Source organism: Vibrio sp. QJM3NY_15, assembly GCF_057785995.1.
Genome location: NZ_CM173518.1, coordinates 483,196 through 502,246 on the forward strand (window position 1 = coordinate 483,196; position 19,051 = coordinate 502,246).

Annotated in this window: 16 protein-coding genes; 5 read left to right on the top strand and 11 right to left on the bottom strand. The window is 46.3% G+C overall.

The features are described from left to right. Nucleotides 1-80: 80 nt before the first annotated feature. The 3 genes from AC3CKG_RS18640 to AC3CKG_RS18650 form a co-directional block, all read right to left on the bottom strand. Complete coding sequence (locus AC3CKG_RS18640; RefSeq protein WP_488529763.1) at nt 81-1,517, bottom strand: amidohydrolase; 1,437 nt, start codon at nt 1,515-1,517, stop codon at nt 81-83. Nucleotides 1,518-1,711: 194 nt separating this feature from the next. Beyond that, nucleotides 1,712-4,774: an efflux RND transporter permease subunit gene (locus AC3CKG_RS18645; protein ID WP_488529764.1), complete on the bottom strand. Its 3,063-nt coding sequence runs from the start codon at nt 4,772-4,774 to the stop codon at nt 1,712-1,714. 2 nt (nt 4,775-4,776) lie between these two features. Continuing rightward, entirely contained in the window at nt 4,777-5,616 is an 840-nt protein-coding gene (locus AC3CKG_RS18650) for an efflux RND transporter periplasmic adaptor subunit (RefSeq protein ID WP_488529765.1), read from the bottom strand. A gap of 193 nt (nt 5,617-5,809) precedes the next feature. Between AC3CKG_RS18650 and AC3CKG_RS18655 the strand changes: the two genes are divergently transcribed. Together AC3CKG_RS18655 and AC3CKG_RS18660 are read left to right on the top strand one after the other, a co-directional pair. Then, entirely contained in the window at nt 5,810-6,508 is a 699-nt protein-coding gene (locus AC3CKG_RS18655; RefSeq protein ID WP_488529766.1) for a response regulator transcription factor, read from the top strand. 56 nt (nt 6,509-6,564) lie between these two features. Then, nucleotides 6,565-7,815, top strand: coding sequence for a sensor histidine kinase (locus AC3CKG_RS18660; RefSeq protein WP_488529960.1), 1,251 nt, complete (start codon nt 6,565-6,567; stop codon nt 7,813-7,815). A gap of 96 nt (nt 7,816-7,911) precedes the next feature. On the opposite strand, the gene AC3CKG_RS18665 is transcribed toward AC3CKG_RS18660, so the two are convergent. The 5 genes from AC3CKG_RS18665 to gcl all read right to left on the bottom strand — a co-directional run bounded on the left by AC3CKG_RS18665 (nt 7,912) and on the right by gcl (nt 13,790). Further along, nucleotides 7,912-8,529, bottom strand: a complete 618-nt coding sequence (locus AC3CKG_RS18665) for a TetR family transcriptional regulator C-terminal domain-containing protein (RefSeq protein WP_372094623.1) — start codon at nt 8,527-8,529, stop codon at nt 7,912-7,914. 163 nt (nt 8,530-8,692) lie between these two features. Next, on the bottom strand, nt 8,693-10,003 hold the full coding sequence (locus AC3CKG_RS18670) for a glycerate kinase type-2 family protein (RefSeq protein WP_488529767.1): 1,311 nt from the start codon (nt 10,001-10,003) through the stop codon (nt 8,693-8,695). A 187-nt stretch (nt 10,004-10,190) separates the two neighbouring features. Then, nucleotides 10,191-11,087, bottom strand: coding sequence for a 2-hydroxy-3-oxopropionate reductase (locus AC3CKG_RS18675; protein ID WP_102556181.1), 897 nt, complete (start codon nt 11,085-11,087; stop codon nt 10,191-10,193). A gap of 37 nt (nt 11,088-11,124) precedes the next feature. Next, nucleotides 11,125-11,901, bottom strand: a complete 777-nt coding sequence (gene hyi / locus AC3CKG_RS18680; protein ID WP_488529768.1) for a hydroxypyruvate isomerase — start codon at nt 11,899-11,901, stop codon at nt 11,125-11,127. A gap of 116 nt (nt 11,902-12,017) precedes the next feature. Then, the gene (gcl, locus tag AC3CKG_RS18685) at nt 12,018-13,790 is read right to left on the bottom strand and encodes a glyoxylate carboligase (RefSeq protein WP_488529769.1); all 1,773 of its coding nucleotides are present in this window, start codon (nt 13,788-13,790) and stop codon (nt 12,018-12,020) included. Between the two features lie 313 nt (nt 13,791-14,103). On the opposite strand from gcl, the gene aceB reads away from it, so the two are divergent. Both aceB and AC3CKG_RS18695 read left to right on the top strand, forming a co-directional pair. Further along, nucleotides 14,104-15,729, top strand: coding sequence for a malate synthase A (gene aceB, locus AC3CKG_RS18690; RefSeq protein ID WP_488529770.1), 1,626 nt, complete (start codon nt 14,104-14,106; stop codon nt 15,727-15,729). A gap of 101 nt (nt 15,730-15,830) precedes the next feature. Next, nucleotides 15,831-16,271 (top strand): GlcG/HbpS family heme-binding protein, encoded by a 441-nt coding sequence (locus AC3CKG_RS18695; protein ID WP_004732837.1) that lies wholly within the window; start codon nt 15,831-15,833, stop codon nt 16,269-16,271. A gap of 155 nt (nt 16,272-16,426) precedes the next feature. Here AC3CKG_RS18695 and AC3CKG_RS18700 read toward each other — a convergent pair whose 3' ends face one another. Beyond that, nucleotides 16,427-16,864 (bottom strand): DoxX family protein, encoded by a 438-nt coding sequence (locus tag AC3CKG_RS18700; protein WP_076667234.1) that lies wholly within the window; start codon nt 16,862-16,864, stop codon nt 16,427-16,429. Nucleotides 16,865-17,069: 205 nt separating this feature from the next. Here AC3CKG_RS18700 and AC3CKG_RS18705 point away from each other — a divergent pair, with 205 nt between their 5' ends. Beyond that, the gene (locus AC3CKG_RS18705; protein ID WP_488529771.1) at nt 17,070-17,975 is read left to right on the top strand and encodes a LysR family transcriptional regulator; all 906 of its coding nucleotides are present in this window, start codon (nt 17,070-17,072) and stop codon (nt 17,973-17,975) included. 28 nt (nt 17,976-18,003) lie between these two features. Here the strand turns inward: AC3CKG_RS18705 and AC3CKG_RS18710 are convergent, their stop codons facing one another. Both AC3CKG_RS18710 and AC3CKG_RS18715 read right to left on the bottom strand, forming a co-directional pair. Continuing rightward, entirely contained in the window at nt 18,004-18,306 is a 303-nt protein-coding gene (locus AC3CKG_RS18710) for a hypothetical protein (protein ID WP_488529772.1), read from the bottom strand. A 245-nt stretch (nt 18,307-18,551) separates the two neighbouring features. Beyond that, nucleotides 18,552-19,034 carry a MarR family winged helix-turn-helix transcriptional regulator gene (locus tag AC3CKG_RS18715; RefSeq protein WP_017054932.1) on the bottom strand — a complete coding sequence of 161 codons (483 nt, stop codon included), beginning with the start codon at nt 19,032-19,034 and terminating at the stop codon, nt 18,552-18,554. Nucleotides 19,035-19,051 lie beyond the last annotated feature (17 nt).

A 19,051-nucleotide genomic window follows, 5' to 3' on the forward strand; every position in this document is an offset into this window, starting at 1 on the left:
GGGGATAAGCCAGCAACAAAAAGGCCGACATTACGTCGGCCTTGTTCATTCTTTTCGATTTTAAGAACTAGGTTTGCGTCCTAATCCATCAAGCTCTTCGACTTGATCGCCTTCTTAGAAAGTTCTTTGGCAAAGGTTTTAATATCAGCTTCAAATTCATCGACGCTTTGGCGGATTTCATCCAGTTGAACCGTCTGCATCACACGGTTTTCCATTATGATTTGACCATTAACAATGGTGGTGTCGATGTTGCTTGGGTTCGCTTGATAAACCAATGTCGCGTATGGGTCGTAGTTTGGCATCATGTTCGCCGATTGTGTCTCTACAATCACGATATCCGCTTTTTTACCGGCTTCAAGAGAACCGATTTGGTCTTCCATGTGTAGAGCTTTTGCGCCACCTAATGTCGCCATCTCAATCACTTGCTCAGGAATCATGATGGTACGGTCAGAATGCTTTAAACGTTGCATGTTTGCGGCGTAACTTAGGGTACGCATGATATCGACTTGGTTCGAGCTCATAGGGCCATCTGTGCCTAAACCAATTCGCATATCAGCACGGTACATATCCCACGCAGGTGCAATTCCCGTCGCGCCTTTAGCATTGGCCATTGGGTTATATGATATACCTGCATCGGCTTGTTTCAGTAACTTTTGGTCATTCTCTGACAGGTGGATACCGTGAGCAATCACTACGCGCTCGTCCAGCACACCAATTTCATCCATGTATTCAACTGGCGATGTCGCTTTGGTTTCATCTTTGATGCGCTTTTCTTCATTCGGGAATTCAGCAACGTGAATCAACACGGGTACATCGTATTGAGCCGACAGTTTATTGATTTCTTGTAGCTTATCTTTGCTCACGGTGTACACCGCGTGTGGTGCATAAGCGGGAGTGATTAACTCATCGTTTTTGTACTGCTCGATAAAACCTTTGGCATATTCAATTCCGCCATAAGGTTCTTTGGCATCGACCACAGGGAACTTAATCACCGTCTCGCCAAGCACTGCACGCAGGCCAACTTCTTTGGTCGCCTTGGCCATTTCATCCATGTGGTAATACATGTCGGCATAAGTAGTTACACCGCTTTGTGCCAATTCGATAGAGCCAAGCTTAGTCGCGTTGTAAATCAGTTCACGGCTTAGCTTTTCGGCTTCGAGTGGAAAGAAGTAAGCGAACAAGCGGTTCGAAATGCCCTCTTCGCCTAAGCCACGAAACGCAATCATAGGTAGGTGGTTGTGCGCGTTCACCATGCCCGGCATGACAATTCCATCTTGAGCATCAACCACCTTTTCAGCACGGTACTGAGTCATCAAGTCCTCATTGCCCACTGCGATGATCTGGTCGTCTTTTACCACTACCACACCATCTTCAATCACATCCATTTCAGAGTTGATTGTTAGAACCTGTCCATTGGTGATGATCAGATCGGCGTTGTATGTTTGCGTCGCGACCGTCGAACCACAGCCTGCCAGTAGAACTGCGCTGATGGTGCATGCCAAGCTTTTAAGCGTCATTGCTAAACCTATATGTTGTGCGTGTAATATTGTTAGAAGCTTCACTTTAGTGTTCTGAGCTATTCACCTCTAAGAACAATAAGTGCCGCTAATTTTTGCGACACTATAACCTGTTATTTAAATGAAATGGCATACCTAATCGAACCGATTTCAAGTTAAATGAGTTATTGCACAACGGGTCACAAAACCACGCTTCAGGAGTCCTTAGCGTTTAACGTGTTCTCGACATGCAAACCGTCCTTAGTTCTCGAAACCGAGCCTTTAGAAAAGAACAACGCATACATTGCAGGGATCACCAACAGTACGACTGGCAACGAGAACAGCAGACCATAGCCCAGCGTAAGCGACATTGGCCCCATAAACACGTCCGTTCCGCCTAACCCATAAGCAAGAGGAAGCAAACCAGCCACCGTGGTCAGTGATGTCATCACAATCGGACGCAGACGACTGACCGCAGCTTGAGTCACGGCATCAATCGCATTCAAACCTTCGATTCTTAACTCGTTGATTCGATTAATCAGCACCAAGGAATTATTGACCACAACCCCCGTCATCCCAAGTACGCCAATCAATCCAAACAAAGACATCGGCTGCATGTGAACCACAAGCGCCATTAGTGAAGCCATAATCGCGAACGGGATAACCGCCATAATGAGCAGTGGTTGCAATAATGAATTGAACATCACCGCCAATACAAAGTAGATCGCTACCATTGCAGCAGGGAACACAACCATAAAGCCACTCATGGTTTCGTTAGTGCTTTCCGCTTCGCCGCCAACGCTAATGGTCACGCTTGATGGGTATTGACCGGTAAGCGCTGTGATTAGCTCATCAGATAATGCGACAGGGCTAATGCTCTCGTCAGACAAAGCGGCAGACACCGTCACTTCTCGCTCACCGTTGTAATGCTTAATAAGGCGAGGGATTTCTATCTGTTCAACCGTTGCTAATCGACTCAGTGGTACTTGCTGTCCGTCTGTCGTGTAGATTTTGGTGGTTTTCAGTTTCTCTATATCGCGGAACTGCTCGTCCAATACCACACGGATATCGACTTCTTGATCACCAAGCCAAGTAGAGGTCACGCTATTACCATCAAACCCGACACGCAGCGCATTCGATAAATCACTCACGGTTAGGTTGTATTTCGCCAACCAGTGATACTGAGGCACAATGTTCAACTGAGGATCTTTTAATGCCTCACTGTGATTAATACTGGTCACGCCTTGGTAGTCTTCTAACCAAGCCATCACCAAATCAACGGTTTGATTACGTTCACTCTCTGTTCCACCCAGCACACGGACTTCGACTGGGTCACCTGGAGGCGGACCACCAGCATCAATCGAGAACTTAATGAACATGTCATCAGACAGCGCTGCCAACTCTTCATTGAGCGCCGTGATAATCTGTTCGGCTGAACGGGTGCGTTGGTCAAAGTTCGTTAGGTTGATGATGCCTTGCGATACCGGTGACGAGTAAATCAACTCATAACTAACTAGCTCCGTTTCTGGCAAAGATTCTATCGCTTGTTCGATAGACTGATGGGCGTCTCGCACTTTAGATAATGGAGTCCCCGCCTTTACTTCGGTGTAAACCTCAATGTATTTACCCGCTTCTGTTGGGAAGATATCCACTTTCAACGAAGACACTAAATAGCCAGATACCGCGAACCCAACGATGGCTAATGCGATCACCGATTTTTTGTAGTTCAGAGCCAGATTCAGCAGAGAGCAGTAACGGTTTGAGATCCATTCAAATCGATCCTTTTCTTGTGTCTTTGAGTTGCTCTCTTTCGCCGATGACAAATGCGCTGGCAGCGTCAAGGTACATTCAATGAATGAGAACACGAGCGCAGCAATAACGGTAATTGGAATCACCGCAACCGCCTTACCCATGGTGCCTGGGATAAACATCATCGGGATAAACACCAAAGCCGTTGTCACTAGGCTAGCCATCAATGGCTTGATCACCTTTAAAGTACCCGACACCGCAGCATCGACGCCTTTTTTACCCGCTTCCTTCTCTTGAAAAATACTCTCGGCAATGATCACTGAATCATCAACGATAATACCGATCACCAACAGCAATGCTGCCAATGTGATGCTGTCTAAGTTCAGCCCCATGATTGGCAGAACCATCATCACACCGAAAACACAAAACGGAATCGAAACCGATACCCAGAAAGCGACACGACGTTGCAGGATCATGCTCAGAATCAGTAAAACTAGCACCAAACCGATCGCACCATTGGTTGCCACAATTGAGAATTTCTCCCCCATGTCTTTGCCAAGATCGAGGCTGGTCTGAAAAATAAACTGGTCGCCAATACGCTCACTTTCTCTGTCTAACAAAGCTTTAATACTGTCGATGGTGGTAATGACATCCGCGCTACCGCTATTTGTGATTGAGAAAACCACCGCTGGTTTCCCGCTCAGAACGGGGTCTTCGGTTGCTCGTGCGAAGGTATCAATCACCGTTGCTACATCTGACACGCGAACGACTTGGCCAGAATCCAGCGCCTTAATCACAATGTTAGACACATCACTGGTCGACGCCACTTTAGTCATGGTGACGATCTTCTGCTCTTGGCTCCATGACTCTACAAAACCACCCGATTGCGATAGGTTGTGTTGCTCTATTGCAGTGCTGACATCATTGAACGCAACTTGATAGCGGCGTGCTTTTTCAGGATCAACTTCAACCCAAAACTCACGTTCGTTAAAACCAGAAAGCTTGATAGAACCTACGCCTCCAAGGTTGTTGATTCTCTTTTCTAGCTGATACGCGTAGTGCTGTAATGAAGCGGGATCGGGGTTGCTGTCTGATAAACTCACGCCAAAATGGTACACATCCAACGAAGAGGTTTTTTGTTGAGTCACAACCGGTGGCGAGTCTATATCTTTCGGCAGGTTACCGACTCGGTCGACGGCTTGCTGAATATCTCGTAAGATCACCGCAGCGTCTTCACCAGGTAGATATTCGACCTCAATAAAAGAACGTCCTTCTGAAGATTCTGACGAAAAATAGGCAATACCATCCACAGAACGAAGCTCTTTCTCTATAGGGTTGGTTATGTTGAGTTCAATGTCTTGGGCTGTTGCGCCGGGATAACTGGTTTCGATTTCCGCGGTGTCCATCGCAACATCTGGGTACTCTTGCAAGTTGAGTTGCATTAACGACATAGCGCCCGTTAGCAACACCATGACCGTGATGATACGAGCCAAAAACTGACGATTGGCGAAGTATGCTAAAAAGTTCATCTCTACTGCCCTTTACCTTGGTTCGAGTTCGATATTGCTTGATTCGATGCTGTTTGAGCGGGTGTCATATTTTTCACCGCAAGATCTGTCGAGGCGTACACCGACATACCCGGCTTAAATTGATGCCCTTGGTTAGTAATCTCGACCAATACTGGGTAGGTTAAATTTTGCATCTCGACACCAATGCGCTGTACGCTCGCTTCCATTTTTATCTCTGGGTTGGTTTCAGACCACACCACCACGTCTTGGCCAACAGTAAAGTGCTTTAAGTCATACTCACTCGCCATGAATGACAAGGTGACTTTATCGATGTTGACCACTTCATAGAGCAAATCGCCTTCACTCACCCAAGCACCCGATTGCGCCGGTTTGTTAGAGATGTAGCCCGAGATAAGAGATTCAATTTGCGTGTTTTCGAGATCGACTTGAGATTGTTGATAGTCAATTTGAGCGACAGAAACCGCCGCTTTGGCACTGAGAAACTCGGCACGTGCTGTATCTAACTCTCCCATTGAGAGGCTGTTTTTTTTGATGAGTGCTTTATAGCGGTTATAGGTTGCTTTTCGTAGCGCAAGATCAGCCTCTGCAAGCGCAAGATTTGCCTTGGCTTTATTAACACTAAACTTAAAATCATCGGCTTTAATCTGAGCAAGGATTTGCTTTCGGTTTACAGCATCCCCCACTTCAAGATTATTCATCTCAACAACACCGGGCACCTCTGCCACAACACTGTGTTTGTTTAAGCCTTGAACGTGGCCGATTAGCTCGGTTGCTTGAGCTAGTGATACTTGAGTCGTTGAGACACCGAGAAGTGCTGCCAGCGCGATAATTTTAGTTTTCATAATTCAACCCTCACCTATTGATGTGAACTATTGTTGAACTGGCTTTGTCGAATTAAAGTCGAAGTCGATTCGATATTAAAAAAGAATTTGATGAAGTTTCATTTTTTTGATCAACGCTATCCATTAGACATAAATTCGACATAATTTTAGGTAGGCTACATTTTTGATTGGAGCAGATCTTTAGGTGGAACAGATGCTTGAACGCAGTCGTATTTTGGTTGTTGAAGACAATATCGAACTACAAGGCATTATTGCCGACTTCTTAGAGGTTAAAGAGGCAATCGCAGACTTCGCTTCCGATGGCGAGCAAGGCTTTGAACTCGCCATGCACAATGATTTCGATGCGATTGTCCTAGATGTCATGCTGCCCAAGCTCGACGGTATGCAAGTGGCGACCAAATTACGACGCAATGGCGTAACGACACCGATATTGATGCTAACAGCTTTAAATGGCCAAGAAGATCTACTGAACAGCTTCGATTCCGGCGCGGATGACTTTGTCACTAAGCCGTTTAAGTTTCCAGAACTGGAAGCTCGTCTTTACGCGCTTATCAAACGCCATAAAGGCTTGGTTGCTCAAAAGATTTTAAGCTATGGCAAGGTCACGATTGATGAGAAATCGCACACAGCGTCAAGAGACAAACAAACCCTAACCCTGACACCTATCTTGTTTCAGATTCTAAGAGAATTAGTGAAAGCCCAAGGCGGCGTCGTATCTCGTGAAAGCTTGATATACATGCTGTGGGGCGATGATATTCCAGACAAAGATGTACTCCGCTGCCATATCTACCTGCTGCGAAACGTACTCGATAAACCATTCGACTTTCCAATGTTGAAGACAATTCCTAAGCATGGGTTTCAGTTGATATTGTCTGCTAGTGAGCCTCAATAAGTATGAAAATTCGAACCAAACTAGGCAACTCAATCGAAGATGTCAGAATCCGTACCATGCGCACCTTTTCTGTCATCGCTCTGGTCTCTTCATGCGTTGTGTTTTTTGTATTCTCACTTCGTCTAGTTTGGCAGGAAGAAGCTCAAATAGAGAATCACCTGAAATCATTCAAAGGGGTAGCAGAGCAATTCTACAAACGTCTTTCTCCCGATGGCAGCCTAAAGCTATCGGAGAACGTAACGGTTTACTATGGTGAAGAGGACTTTTCCGACCAACTCAAAAAGATTCCACCCATGGCATTGGATACCGTGGTTCGCCAACGTTTTGAAATAAGGCTCTCTGAAGAACACATTCTTATACCCGGTGTAGTCGTCTATCACTTTGCCTTCGAAGACCAGAACAAAACTATCCCTGCTTACATCGCCATCAGCTCTTTTGATATGGATCTGTGGGACGACAGTTGGGGCGTATTGATGGCAATCTCGACCCTACTGATGCTCGGGTTGATCATTGTGCTACGGATTACCCTCAAGCGAGTGTTTGACCAGCTTATGGCACCCATTGGAGAACTCAGTACGCAGCTCAGCAAGCATGAGTCTGATAACTTCCATGTTCCGACTCACACTGTTGATGAGTTGCAGATGCTTACTTCACACCTAAACAGCTACTCCAAGATGAAAGACCGACTTGCCAAGCAAGAAATGATGTTTGCGAAATATGCCAGTCACGAATTAAAAACACCGATAGCGATTGTTCTTGGCGCTGCCGAATTGCAAGCTATGAAGCCTAACGACCCAGCATTCCAAACCAAGCAACGCGAGCGCATTCTTAGGGCGGCCAATGGCATGAGTTCCACCGTCGAGGTGTTATTGAACATTGTGAAACAAGAGAACTCTTCAACTGAGAAAACTCTCACCGTTATCGACAATGCCACTCTCGATTTATCGAAGTACAACAAGATGTTAGCTTCTGGCGTTACGTTAGAGCTAAACGTTGAACCAAACACCACGCTCAACATGCCGTTGCCACTGGTGAATATGGTGTTGAAGAACTACATTGAAAACGCAATCCGATTTACCACGCAAGGTGAGATAACGGTGACCATCAACTCCAACACGATTTCGGTTACTGATACTGGCACAGGGTTAAGTGATGATACTAAAACTGAACACGGCCTTGGCCTAATCATCGTAAAACGCATCGGAGACAGTTATGGCTGGACATCAACTCTAACTGATAACGCGCATTCAGACTCGACAACAAAAACTTGTGGCTGCACTGCGACCTTTGCTCGAAACGATGTATAAAAACGGCGTCTATTCAAAAGCGACTCTTACAATAAACAGCGTATACAAAAAAAGGACATCGAGTGATGTCCTTTTTTAATGAATCTAGGGAATGAACTATTCCACCTTTCCTTTTACACCACACCCTTTAATCACTAGCTGGGTGATGAACTCAGCGGCATCTTCATAGTCTCTGTCATCGAGCTGATCTTTCTGCATTACGCTGCAAATCTGCCAGCCAAAATCGGCGTAGGTTTGGGTGGCTGCCCAGATGGTAAACATTAGGTGGTGTGCGGGAACGTCATCCATTAAGCCTTGTGCTGACCACGTTGAGAACTTATCAAGAATCATCTGGGATTGCTTATACAGCTCATCACCGATCTCTTTCGGCAGCACTTTCGCGCCCGACATCACTTCATTGGCAAATACTTTAGAGGCATGTGGATGGTCGCGAGAAATAATCAGTTTGGTTTGAATATATTGAGACAAGGCTTCAACAGGATCGCTCAGCTCTTCAATCGGACGAGATGCTTCTAGCAAGGGCTGAGTGACGGTTTCAAGCACAGCGTTGTAGAGCTTATCTTTAGAGCTGAAATAATAGAATACGTTAGGTTTGGGAATGTCGGCCGCTTTTGCGATGTCAGCCATTTTTGTTGCGGCATAACCATGAGTGGCGAATTGTTCACACGCGACTTCGATGATTAAATCTTGATTCTTTTGTCTGATCCTAGACATATTGCATCCTTTACAGCTCGTTACTAAAATCATAGTAATCAACGTGCTTCATTAGTCCAGAAGATAATCTCAGAACTCAAGGTCACCGCATTGATAACAATAAAATGGCCGCTCTATTTGTTAAGAAGCGACCATTCCATACCGTGTTTTTGAACTGTTCAAGTTAAAGAATCAATATTGCGCGAAAGTCATTCACATTGGTCAGCGTCGGCCCCGTGGTAAGAAGCACATCGACTTGCTTGAAGAAATCGTAGCTGTTGTTGGCATCGAGGTAGTCTTGCGCTTTAAGCGACAAGCTCGAACCTTGTTGCCATGTTTGTGGGGTAATCCACGCGCCCGCATTGTCTTCCACCCCATCAATCCCGTCGGTATCAGCAGCCAATGCAAATATGTTGTCTTGGCCTTTAAGCTCATTATACAAGCTCAATAAGAACTCACAGTTACGCCCACCACGACCATTGCCTTTAACGGTTACTGTGGTTTCGCCACCAGAAAGTATCACGCAAGGCGTCGCAAATGGGTGCTTGTGATTGGCCACTTGCTTAGCCAGCGCAGCGTGAACCTTGGCGACATCTCGCGCTTCTCCCTCTATACAATCACTCAACACATAAGCCGGAATGCCCAAACCTTCAGCTTCTGCAGCAGCGGATTCCAATGCCGACATCGGGGTGGCGATAATATGGTGCTCTGCATTTTTCCAACAGACGTCATCTGGCTTAACGGTTTCTGACTCTGGATTATTTAACCATTCAAATGCCGAACGTGGTGTTTCTATTTGGTAACGTTCTAAAATTGCCATCGCATCAAAACGCGTGGTGGTGTCGGATACGGTTGGGCCAGAGGCAATCACACTAATGTCATCGCCCGGCACATCTGAAATCGCCAGTGACACTACCCTTGCAGGATACGCCGCTTTAGCGAGTCGACCGCCTTTTATCGAAGATAGATGTTTGCGAACACAATTCATCTCATCAATGGCGGCGCCTGATTTAAGCAACGCCTTATTGATTTGTTGCTTCTCTGCCAAGCTGATGTCGCCACCGGGCAGACTTAACAAAGCGGAACCACCACCCGACAGTAGGCAAATCACCGTGTCGTCGGCACTCAAGCCACTCACCAATTGCAGCATACGTTGGCTCACTTCTAAGCCCATCGCATCTGGCACGGGGTGCGCCGCTTCAATCACTTCGATATGTTCGCAAGGGGCGGTGTGTTCATAACGAGTCACCACCAAGCCTTCAAGGTCACGCAACGCAAGGTCTTGTTGTTTCTTTACCTGCCAAACCGCTTCAAGCTCTGCTGCCATTGATGCGGCCGCTTTTCCTGCCCCTATCACCACAGTACGCCCGGCTTGATTAGCAGAGCGATAAAAAATGTCTTGAGGAAGAAAAGGTTCGATGTGATTTTTGGGTAGCGCCTGATTAACAGCACTTGAGAAAAGGGTTTGCAGAAACTGTTTAGCATCAATGTCCATCAGCCACTCCTTAGTTGACGGAGAAAAAAAGAACCCCAATACAAGGCCAAAGGGTGCCTGCTAAGATCAAGTTGGAAAGGAACAACTTCAACCTCTGCCTCGTATCAGGAACGCGTATAAAAGGAGACGAAACTACGCGATTTATAAACAAACTGTTGGGCTACGAATCGATAGCAGCCCTAATTAATTAACGAATCGAGTGGTCAGAACGTTTCTCAATCGCTTGGATAAGCGCAGAGTGGTCCCAACCTTCACCGCCCATTTCGGCACACTCGCCAAACAGCTCTTGTGCATTTGCCGTGTTCGGTAGTGCGACACCTAATTCTTGTGCGCCCGTTAGCGCTAAGTTCAGGTCTTTCTGGTGAAGCGAGATTCTAAAGCCAGGATCAAATGTGCCTTCAACCATGCGCTCGCCGTGTACTTCCAATATCTTAGAGTTGGCAAAGCCACCTAATAGCGCCTGACGTACGCGTGCTGGATCAGCGCCTGCTTTCGAAGCAAATACTAACGCCTCAGACACGGCTTCGATATTCAGCGCCACAATGATTTGGTTTGCGACCTTACAAGTTTGACCTGCGCCGTTATCACCCACTAGCGTGATGTTCTTACCCATGATTTCGAATAGAGGACGGGCTTTATCAAAGGCGTCTTGCTCACCGCCCACCATGATAGTCAGCGCTGCATTGATTGCGCCCACTTCACCACCTGAAACCGGAGCATCAAGGTATGACGCCCCGCCTTCGTTGATTCGCGCTGCGATTGCTTTGGTCGCGATTGGCGAGATCGAACTCATGTCGATAACCAGTTTCCCCGTTGCGCCACCCGCCGTTAGGCCTTTCTCGACGCCGTTGTCACCAAACAGGACATCTTCAACTTGTGGTGTATTCGGCACCATTAAGATAACGATATCTGCTGCTTCAGCCGCTTCCGCTGGTGAATGACAGACCGTTGCGCCCGCTGCCACAAGGTCGGCAGGTGCTGCATTAAAGTGATCCGACAGAATCAAATCGTGACCTGCTTTTTGAAGGTTACTCGCCATAGGTTTACCCATGATGCCAGTTCCGATAAATGCAATTTTAGACATGTTGTTCTCCTTAACGTTTGAGAGTTACCAGACGCAATTAACGGTACTGGTGTAGCCAACCAAGGCCTTCTGTCGTCGTTGTTTTTGGCTTATATTCGCAGCCAACCCAGCCTTGATAGCCAAGCTCATCAAGATAATTGAGCACAAATGGGTAATTGATTTCTCCGGTACCCGGTTCGTGTCGGCCTGGATTATCCGCCAGTTGCACGTGTGCGATTTGGCCAATGTTTTGTTGCATGGTCGGCGTAAGATCGCCTTCCATAATTTGCATGTGATAAATATCGTATTGGATAGAAAGGTTATCGCTCCCTACCTCTTTGATGATCGCTTTGGCTTGCTCAGTCGTGTTCAAGAAGAAGCCCGGAATATCACGGGTATTGATTGCTTCTATCACTAAGCTAATGCCTTCTGCTGCTAGCGCGTTCGCCGCGTAATGCAGGTTAATCACAAACGCCGATTGCGCATCTTGTTGGGTCACACCTTGCGGAACAATCCCGGCCAAGCAATTCACTTGAGTACAACCGAGCGCTTTTGCGTAAGCGATGGCTTTAGGTACACCCGCTTGAAACTCTTCAACTCTTGCTGGGTCTACCGCGATACCACGGTCGCCAGCCTCCCAATCACCCGCGGGCAAATTAAATAGCACTTGCTTTAGGTTATTAGCGTCGAGCTTTGCTTTGATCGCCTGAGCATCAAAGGCGTAAGGGAAAAGGTATTCCACACCTTGAAAGCCCGCTTCTGCGGCGGCCTCAAAGCGATCCATAAAATCAACTTCCGTGAATAACATTGACAAGTTTGCTGCAAATTTTGCCATGACTCTGTCCTTATTCTTTATCTGTAAAAATCTGGTTGTTTGTAGTAAAGCCTCGCTCTATTGGAGACTTTCCGTAGAGCTAAACCTCAGCTCTACGGATACACATTACTTAATGATTACTTGTACGCCAGCGCCGTTGGAGCATCGCCGCGGCTTTCGGCAAGTGGCTCAAATTCGTTGATGGCGTTGATCTCTACGCCCATCGCAATATTAGTCACTCGCTCAAGAATTAGCTCAACAACAACCAGCACTTTATGCTTATTCATCAACTCTTTGGCTTGTTCAAACGCAGCGGCAATTTGCTCTGGTTCACGAACTCGAATCGCTTTACAGCCTAAACCCTCAACAACCGCTACATGGTCAACACCGTAGCCTTCAAGCTCTGGCGCATTCTGGTTATCAAATGCCAGTTGTACACAATAATCGATATCAAATTGGCGCTGAGCTTGGCGAATCAAGCCTAGATACGAGTTGTTCACCAACACATGAATGTATGGCAGATTGAATTGAGCACCTACTGCCAGCTCTTCGATCATAAATTGGAAATCGTAATCACCAGAGATAGCAACGATATCGCGATTTGGATCAGCCGCTCGTACGCCTAATGCGGCTGGTGTTGTCCAACCTAGTGGGCCAGCTTGACCACAGTTGATCCAGTTACGCGGCTTATAAACATGCAGGAACTGAGCGGCAGCGATTTGCGACAAACCAATGGTGCTCACATAACAAGTGTCACGACCAAATGCCTTGTTCATCTCTTCATAAACACGCATAGGCTTCATTGGCGCTTCATCGAAATTGGTTTTACGCAGCATGGTCGATTTGCGTTCCTGACACTCACTTGCCCAAGCATTTCGGTTTGGTAGCTTGCCAGCGTCACGCCACTCTTGCGCCACTTCAACCATTAGCTCTAGCGCAGCTTTCGCATCAGAGACTATGCCTAAATCTGGGCAGAACACGCGGCCGATTTGAGTTGGTTCAATGTCCACATGTACAAACTTACGACCTTCGGTGTAAACATCCACGGACCCGGTATGACGGTTGGCCCAACGGTTACCGACACCAAACACGAAGTCAGAGTTGAGCATGGTTTCGTTACCGTAACGGTGAGAAGTCTGTAGCCCCACCATACCCGCCATTAAATCATGATCATCTGGGATAGAGCCCCAGCCCATCAAGGTTGGGATCACTGGCACACCGGTGATTTCGGCGAACTGTTGTAGCAATTCAGATGCGCCAGCGTTAATCACGCCACCACCAGATACAATCAGCGGTTTTTCCGATTGAGACATCATAGTTAATGCTTTCTCAACCTGCGCGCGAGTTGCTTGCGGTTTGTAAGGCTCTAGTGGTTCATAGGTATCGATATCAAACTCAATCTCAGCCAGTTGAACATCAATCGGTAGATCAATCAGAATTGGCCCCGGGCGACCCGAACGCATCAAATGAAAGGCTTTTTGGAATGCGCGTGGCACTTGTGCAGGTTCCAGCACCGTGGTTGCCCACTTAGTGACTGGCTTAGCGATAGATTCAATGTCGACCGCTTGAAAATCTTCTTTATGAAGACGAGCACGGGGCGCTTGGCCTGTGATGCATAGAATTGGGATCGAATCTGCAGACGCCGAATAAAGCCCCGTGATCATGTCCGTTCCCGCAGGGCCAGAGGTACCAATACACACACCGATATTGTCTTGATTGGTACGTGTGTACCCTTCAGCCATATGAGATGCACCCTCTACGTGGCGAGCTAAGACGTGGTCGATTCCTCCGAGCTTTTTCATAGCCGCATACATAGGGTTTATTGCTGCGCCGGGAACACCAAATGCGATGTCTACACCTTCACGTTTAAGCACTTCTACCGCTGCTTCAATCGCTTTCATAATTGCCATTCGAACCTCCAGTTCAGATTGTATACAATTAAACTAACTTTTGTGTACTATGAACCATCCTCGCTATTTATCAACCCAAGAATGAAACAATTTTGTTACATAACCCCGTCCCATTAAGTACGCACTCACCCTGAAAAGCTTACAATTCATTGCTTTACATAAAATATCTTTACGTAAAAATAAATTACAAAAAGATCAAATGATAAATAAATGTTAAATACCGTTTGCTTGTTTACAATTTCTACAATATAAATATCCTTAAAAAGAGCATTTTGTATACAAAATGACATCGTATTGTTTAAAGGAGACAACAATGATGAATGACGTAAAAGAGAGAGAAGAAGTACAATGTATGCAGGTACTTGGGAAGATGGACAACTCCGAGTACAAAGAGATCTTGTCTAAAGATGCATTAAAATTCTTAGAAGCTCTCGTCAATAAGTTTGGAGATCGCCGTCATGCCCTGCTAAGTGACCGCGACGTAAAACAAGCTCAATATGACGAGGGTGAGTTACCCAACTTTAGAAAAGACACCATTTCCATTCGCCAGAATAAAGAGTGGAAAGTGGCGACACCGCCACCAGAGCTACTGGATCGCCGAGTAGAGATCACCGGACCTATCGAAAGAAAGATGGTGATCAACGCGCTAAACTCAGGCGCGAAAGTCTTCATGTGCTGCTTTGAAGATGCGTCTTCTCCTACTTGGGCAAATATGGTCGAAGGGCAAATCAACCTTAGAGACGCCAACCTTGGCACCATTAGCTATTTCGATGAGAAGAAGCAGAAGCGTTACCAATTAAACGACGATTCTGCACTGCTGATCGCACGCCCACGAGGGATCCACCTTCCTGAGCAATCTATCCAATTCAACAATCAGCCTATCGGCGGTTGCTTGATGGACTTCGCCTTGTACTTTTTCCACAACTATCAATCACGTGCACAACAAGGCTTAGGCGTTTACTACTACATTCCAAAGCTAGAAAGCATGGAAGAAGCACAATGGTGGGACGATATTTTCAGCTTCACCGAAAACTATTTCCATGTACCCAAAGGCACCATTCGCGCGACAGTATTGATCGAAACGCTACCAGCCGTATTCCAAATGGAAGAGATCTTGTACGCCATGCGTGATCACATCGTTGCGATGAACTGTGGCCGTTGGGATTACATCTTCAGCTATATCAAAACGCTGAAGAACCATAAAGACCGCATCCTGCCAGATCGTCATGGAATCGGCATGGATCAAGAATTCCTTAACGCCTACAGCCAACTGTTGGTACGCACTTGTCACGCTCGCGGCGCACTGGCGATGGGTGGTATGTCTGCCTTTATTCCAGCAAAAGATCCGCAAGAAATGGCGCGTGTAACCGCCAAGGTTATCGAAGACAAACAGAGAGAATCTCAAAATGGACACGATGGCACATGGGTCGCGCACCCGGCACTGGTTGATTTGGCAATGTCGATCTTTGATAAGCACCTCGATGGCAAAGTAAACCAAATGGATTTCCAAAGCCCAGAGCATGTGATCAATGCAGACTCGTTGCTAAAACCTTGTGAGGGCTGTCGCGACGAAGCAGGAGTACGTAAGAATATACGCATCGCGCTGTATTACATCGAAGCTTGGATTCAAGGCTACGGCTGTGTGCCTATTTACGGCCTTATGGAAGATGCCGCCACCGCTGAGATCTCGAGAGCTAATATTTGGCAGTGGATCCACCACGGTGTCACGCTTGATGACGGCCAAACCTTTACCAAATCACTATTCCACTCTTGGCTTTACCAAGAGCTAGACACGATAAAACATGAAGTCGGAGACTCGCGCTATACAGCAGGTCGATTTGAAGAGACAGCCGATCTTTTCTATCAACTTTCTACAGCCGATGAGTTCGCTGCCTTCCTAACTTTACCCAGCTATGGGCTATTACAAGAGTCCAGTTAGGACTCTTGTACCGAGCTGAATCAGTCGATGATATTCACAACAAGAGTAATGATTGGCTGACTTAGCTTGGTACACGGCCCCTTGAAAAACTAGGAGATAACATGGGAAGTTTGACTCTACAACAAGCGTTAACCATCATTGATGGCACCTTACAAGCGGGAAACAAGATCCACACAGAACCTTTGACGGTCGCCGTCTTAGACAGCGGTGGCAAGCTGATTTCTCTGCAACGTCAAGACGGCTCTAGCATGATGCGACCAGACATCGCGATTGCTAAAGCGTGGGGGGCACTCGCACTGGGTTGTTCCTCTAGAAAACTCGCCCAAGATGCTGACAACCGACCAGCATTCATCTCCGCCGTAAACGTGCTGGCACACGGAAACATGGTGCCAGTTCCAGGGGGGCTACTGATTCGAGACAAGGATAAAACGGTATTGGGTGCAATTGGGGTCAGCGGTGACATCTCAGACATCGACGAGAGCTGCGCCATTAATGGTATTGGCTGCGCAGAGCTGTTCAGTGATGAGATGCTGCAAGCTTAATCCGTCACTTAGCACCGTATTCAAAACAAACCATACTGAAACATTACTTTAAATTCTGATTCAGAAACAAAAAACCGAAGCCTTAAGCTTCGGTTTTTTTATTCATAAGTTGCACCAACAACACTAACGAATAAGGTGTGGTTAGACAAAGAACGCTAACGTACAAGAACCATTAAGCGCGTCCATTTAGTCCCTTGCTTAAACTTATTAGACAGCCAGTAATCAACACTAAACGATCCCGCACCAAGTACCGCTAACGCCAGATATCCACCAGCAACTGAGACATTTTTGTAGAAATGAATCATTTGACCCGACGAACTTGGGTCGAAGTGAAACATAACACCGGAAACCAAAGAGAAAAACGCAATCGACAACGCAGTAAAGCGAGTCATAAATCCAGCTAGAATCGCAAGTCCGCCACCGAGTTCAAGCAAGATAACCAAAGGCAACAAGTGAGCGCTGACTCCTTGAGAAGCCATGTACCCCGCCGTTCCTTCATAGCTAAATAGCTTCCCCCAACCCGCTTGAATAAACAAGTAAGCCAATAAAATACGCGCGAAAAAAGTCAGTGTGTCGTTCAATCGGGTGTTCATAATTCTAAGCCTTAATAAGTTTCATTGCCGATAGGTTATTCGACTTAGCATTAAGATGATAACGAGAAAAATAGAACAACTTGTTTGAAATTTTAGTAGACATACTCGCATACAAATTACTGACTAATTCCGAAGATTGAACAGCCTCAATGCTGTTACCATTGCCTGAAATTCATTGAACACTTGCCCCACTTTTATTGATTTTATGAAGACTCTGAAGAAAACACTGCCGCTCGACACCTTACAAATATTGGATGTTCTACAACGTGAAGGGACTTACTCATCAGCCTCTGTGCATCTCAATCGATCCGTTTCTGCATTGAGTTATCAGATTCAAAAGTTGGAAGACGAACTCGGCATCTTGATCTTAGATCGATCAGGACACAGAGCCGTGTTTACTCAGGTAGGAGAAATGTTGGTGGAAAATGGTCGCCAGTTGCTAGCGGGATCCGATGAACTGATAAACCAGATACAACGTTTCTCCAGTGGTTGGGAAAGCGAACTGTTTGTTTCCTATGATGGCATTATCGGACAAGACATTGCGTTGTCATTAATCGCTGATATGGCAACAGAATGCGGCACGCAACTGTATGTTCAAGAGGATATTTTGTCGGGAGGCTGGGAGGCATTAATCTCAGGAAAAGCAGATATTCTGATCTCATCGATGCCCAATATCGAGCTACCAAATACCGTGAACAGTAAAACTATCGGCAGTGTAGAAATGATCTGGGTGGCTGCGAAAAATGCCTCCATCTTAAACGAGCCAAATCCGCTCAGTGAATCCACACGACGTGAACACACGATCATCGCAGTGGCCGATACCGCTAAGTCTGCGCCTAAAATTACCAAAAACATCTTACTGAACCAAAAAACCAGTACGGTCAGTTCAATGAGCAGTAAGTTGGCGGCAATTCAACGTAACCTCGGTATCGGTACTCTACCCAAGCAATTAATCACATCCGAGTTAGAAGTTGGAAGTCTAGTGGAAATTGGCCACGCAAGAACCGTTGATATCGTACTGGCGTGGCAAATCGGCAACATGGAAAAAGCCAAAACACTCGCTTTGAAAAAGTTAGAAAAGTGCTGGAGAGCATCGGCTCAAACTCACTAGTTCGATTCTATTCATGCACTCCTAAAATCTATTTATCTCGTCCAATGAATCGACTTTGTTGGACACTCTCGCCTTGAGGTGTGGTTGCTTCAAACCGGTATACCCTCGGGATATTTCCCTTATAGAAAAAGGCTTGCCCTCTGTCTGATGTTTCTGTCACTTGTTGCCCGCGAATATTGGTGGTGACCTGCGCATTAGGGAAGCGTTCTCCATCTTGATAAACGGTGACGACGACGCCATTGGTTTGTTCGTTGATCGACATTTTCAACTCTGCATGGGATGCAAATGACGTTGCAAGTAGTGCTGCGCTAAGGGCTATTTTAAGTTTCATTTTAGTGATCTCTGTATCGTGGGAATACGAGAAATATACGGATGGGAACTCTCTATTGATAACGGGAAGTCTTAAATAGGATGTCCTAAAATATTGAATTACATCAATGGAACTTGTTCGGTTTTCTGGCTCAGTTCTGGTCCCAAATTAACCGAGACTAAGTCGCGCGACACCAAATAGAAGACACAAAAAAACCGAAGCTCATCACTTCGGTTTTCAAATCAGTTTGAGTTAACTCACGTCGATTACTCGTACGCACTCAACCATGTTTTCAGAAGTTGGTTGGTGTTTTTCTTCTGGCTCGCAGACAGAGATTTAACCAGCTTTTTCTGCATTTCAACATGCTCAGTCATCATTTGGTCAATCAGAATAAGACCATCTTTGGTTAACTGAACACTCACGCTGCGTCTGTCTTCTTTGCTGTGCTCACGACTGATCAGCCCTTTAGCTTCCAATTTATCAAGGCGATTGGTCATCGCGCCTGATGTTAGCATCATCGACCCAATCAATTCTGATGGCGTGAGTCGGTAAGGCTTTCCAGAACGTCGCAACGTAGCCAGCACATCAAACTCACCGAGTTTCATGTCGTATTTTTTATGAAGCTCGGCAACTTGAGTCTCCATATACTTGGCAATACGCATAATCCGGCCCATCATTGCCATAGGCTCAGTTTCTAGCTCAGGCTTTTCCTTTGCCCATTGCTCTACTACGCGGTCGATAGCATCCATTTGCAATCTCGCTCCGT

Coding starts and splice junctions, on each gene's coding strand:
- AC3CKG_RS18665 (WP_372094623.1), bottom strand. CDS start 8,529: ATGTCTAGGATCAGACAAAAGAATCAAGATTTAATCATCGAAGTCGCG.
- AC3CKG_RS18700 (WP_076667234.1), bottom strand. CDS start 16,864: ATGAACACCCGATTGAACGACACACTGACTTTTTTCGCGCGTATTTTA.
- AC3CKG_RS18655 (WP_488529766.1), top strand. CDS start 5,810: ATGCTTGAACGCAGTCGTATTTTGGTTGTTGAAGACAATATCGAACTA.
- AC3CKG_RS18670 (WP_488529767.1), bottom strand. CDS start 10,003: ATGGACATTGATGCTAAACAGTTTCTGCAAACCCTTTTCTCAAGTGCT.
- AC3CKG_RS18640 (WP_488529763.1), bottom strand. CDS start 1,517: ATGACGCTTAAAAGCTTGGCATGCACCATCAGCGCAGTTCTACTGGCA.
- AC3CKG_RS18650 (WP_488529765.1), bottom strand. CDS start 5,616: ATGAAAACTAAAATTATCGCGCTGGCAGCACTTCTCGGTGTCTCAACG.
- AC3CKG_RS18695 (WP_004732837.1), top strand. CDS start 15,831: ATGGGAAGTTTGACTCTACAACAAGCGTTAACCATCATTGATGGCACC.
- hyi (WP_488529768.1), bottom strand. CDS start 11,901: ATGGCAAAATTTGCAGCAAACTTGTCAATGTTATTCACGGAAGTTGAT.
- gcl (WP_488529769.1), bottom strand. CDS start 13,790: ATGGCAATTATGAAAGCGATTGAAGCAGCGGTAGAAGTGCTTAAACGT.
- aceB (WP_488529770.1), top strand. CDS start 14,104: ATGATGAATGACGTAAAAGAGAGAGAAGAAGTACAATGTATGCAGGTA.
- AC3CKG_RS18660 (WP_488529960.1), top strand. CDS start 6,565: ATGCGCACCTTTTCTGTCATCGCTCTGGTCTCTTCATGCGTTGTGTTT.
- AC3CKG_RS18715 (WP_017054932.1), bottom strand. CDS start 19,034: ATGGATGCTATCGACCGCGTAGTAGAGCAATGGGCAAAGGAAAAGCCT.
- AC3CKG_RS18710 (WP_488529772.1), bottom strand. CDS start 18,306: ATGAAACTTAAAATAGCCCTTAGCGCAGCACTACTTGCAACGTCATTT.
- AC3CKG_RS18705 (WP_488529771.1), top strand. CDS start 17,070: ATGAAGACTCTGAAGAAAACACTGCCGCTCGACACCTTACAAATATTG.
- AC3CKG_RS18675 (WP_102556181.1), bottom strand. CDS start 11,087: ATGTCTAAAATTGCATTTATCGGAACTGGCATCATGGGTAAACCTATG.
- AC3CKG_RS18645 (WP_488529764.1), bottom strand. CDS start 4,774: ATGAACTTTTTAGCATACTTCGCCAATCGTCAGTTTTTGGCTCGTATC.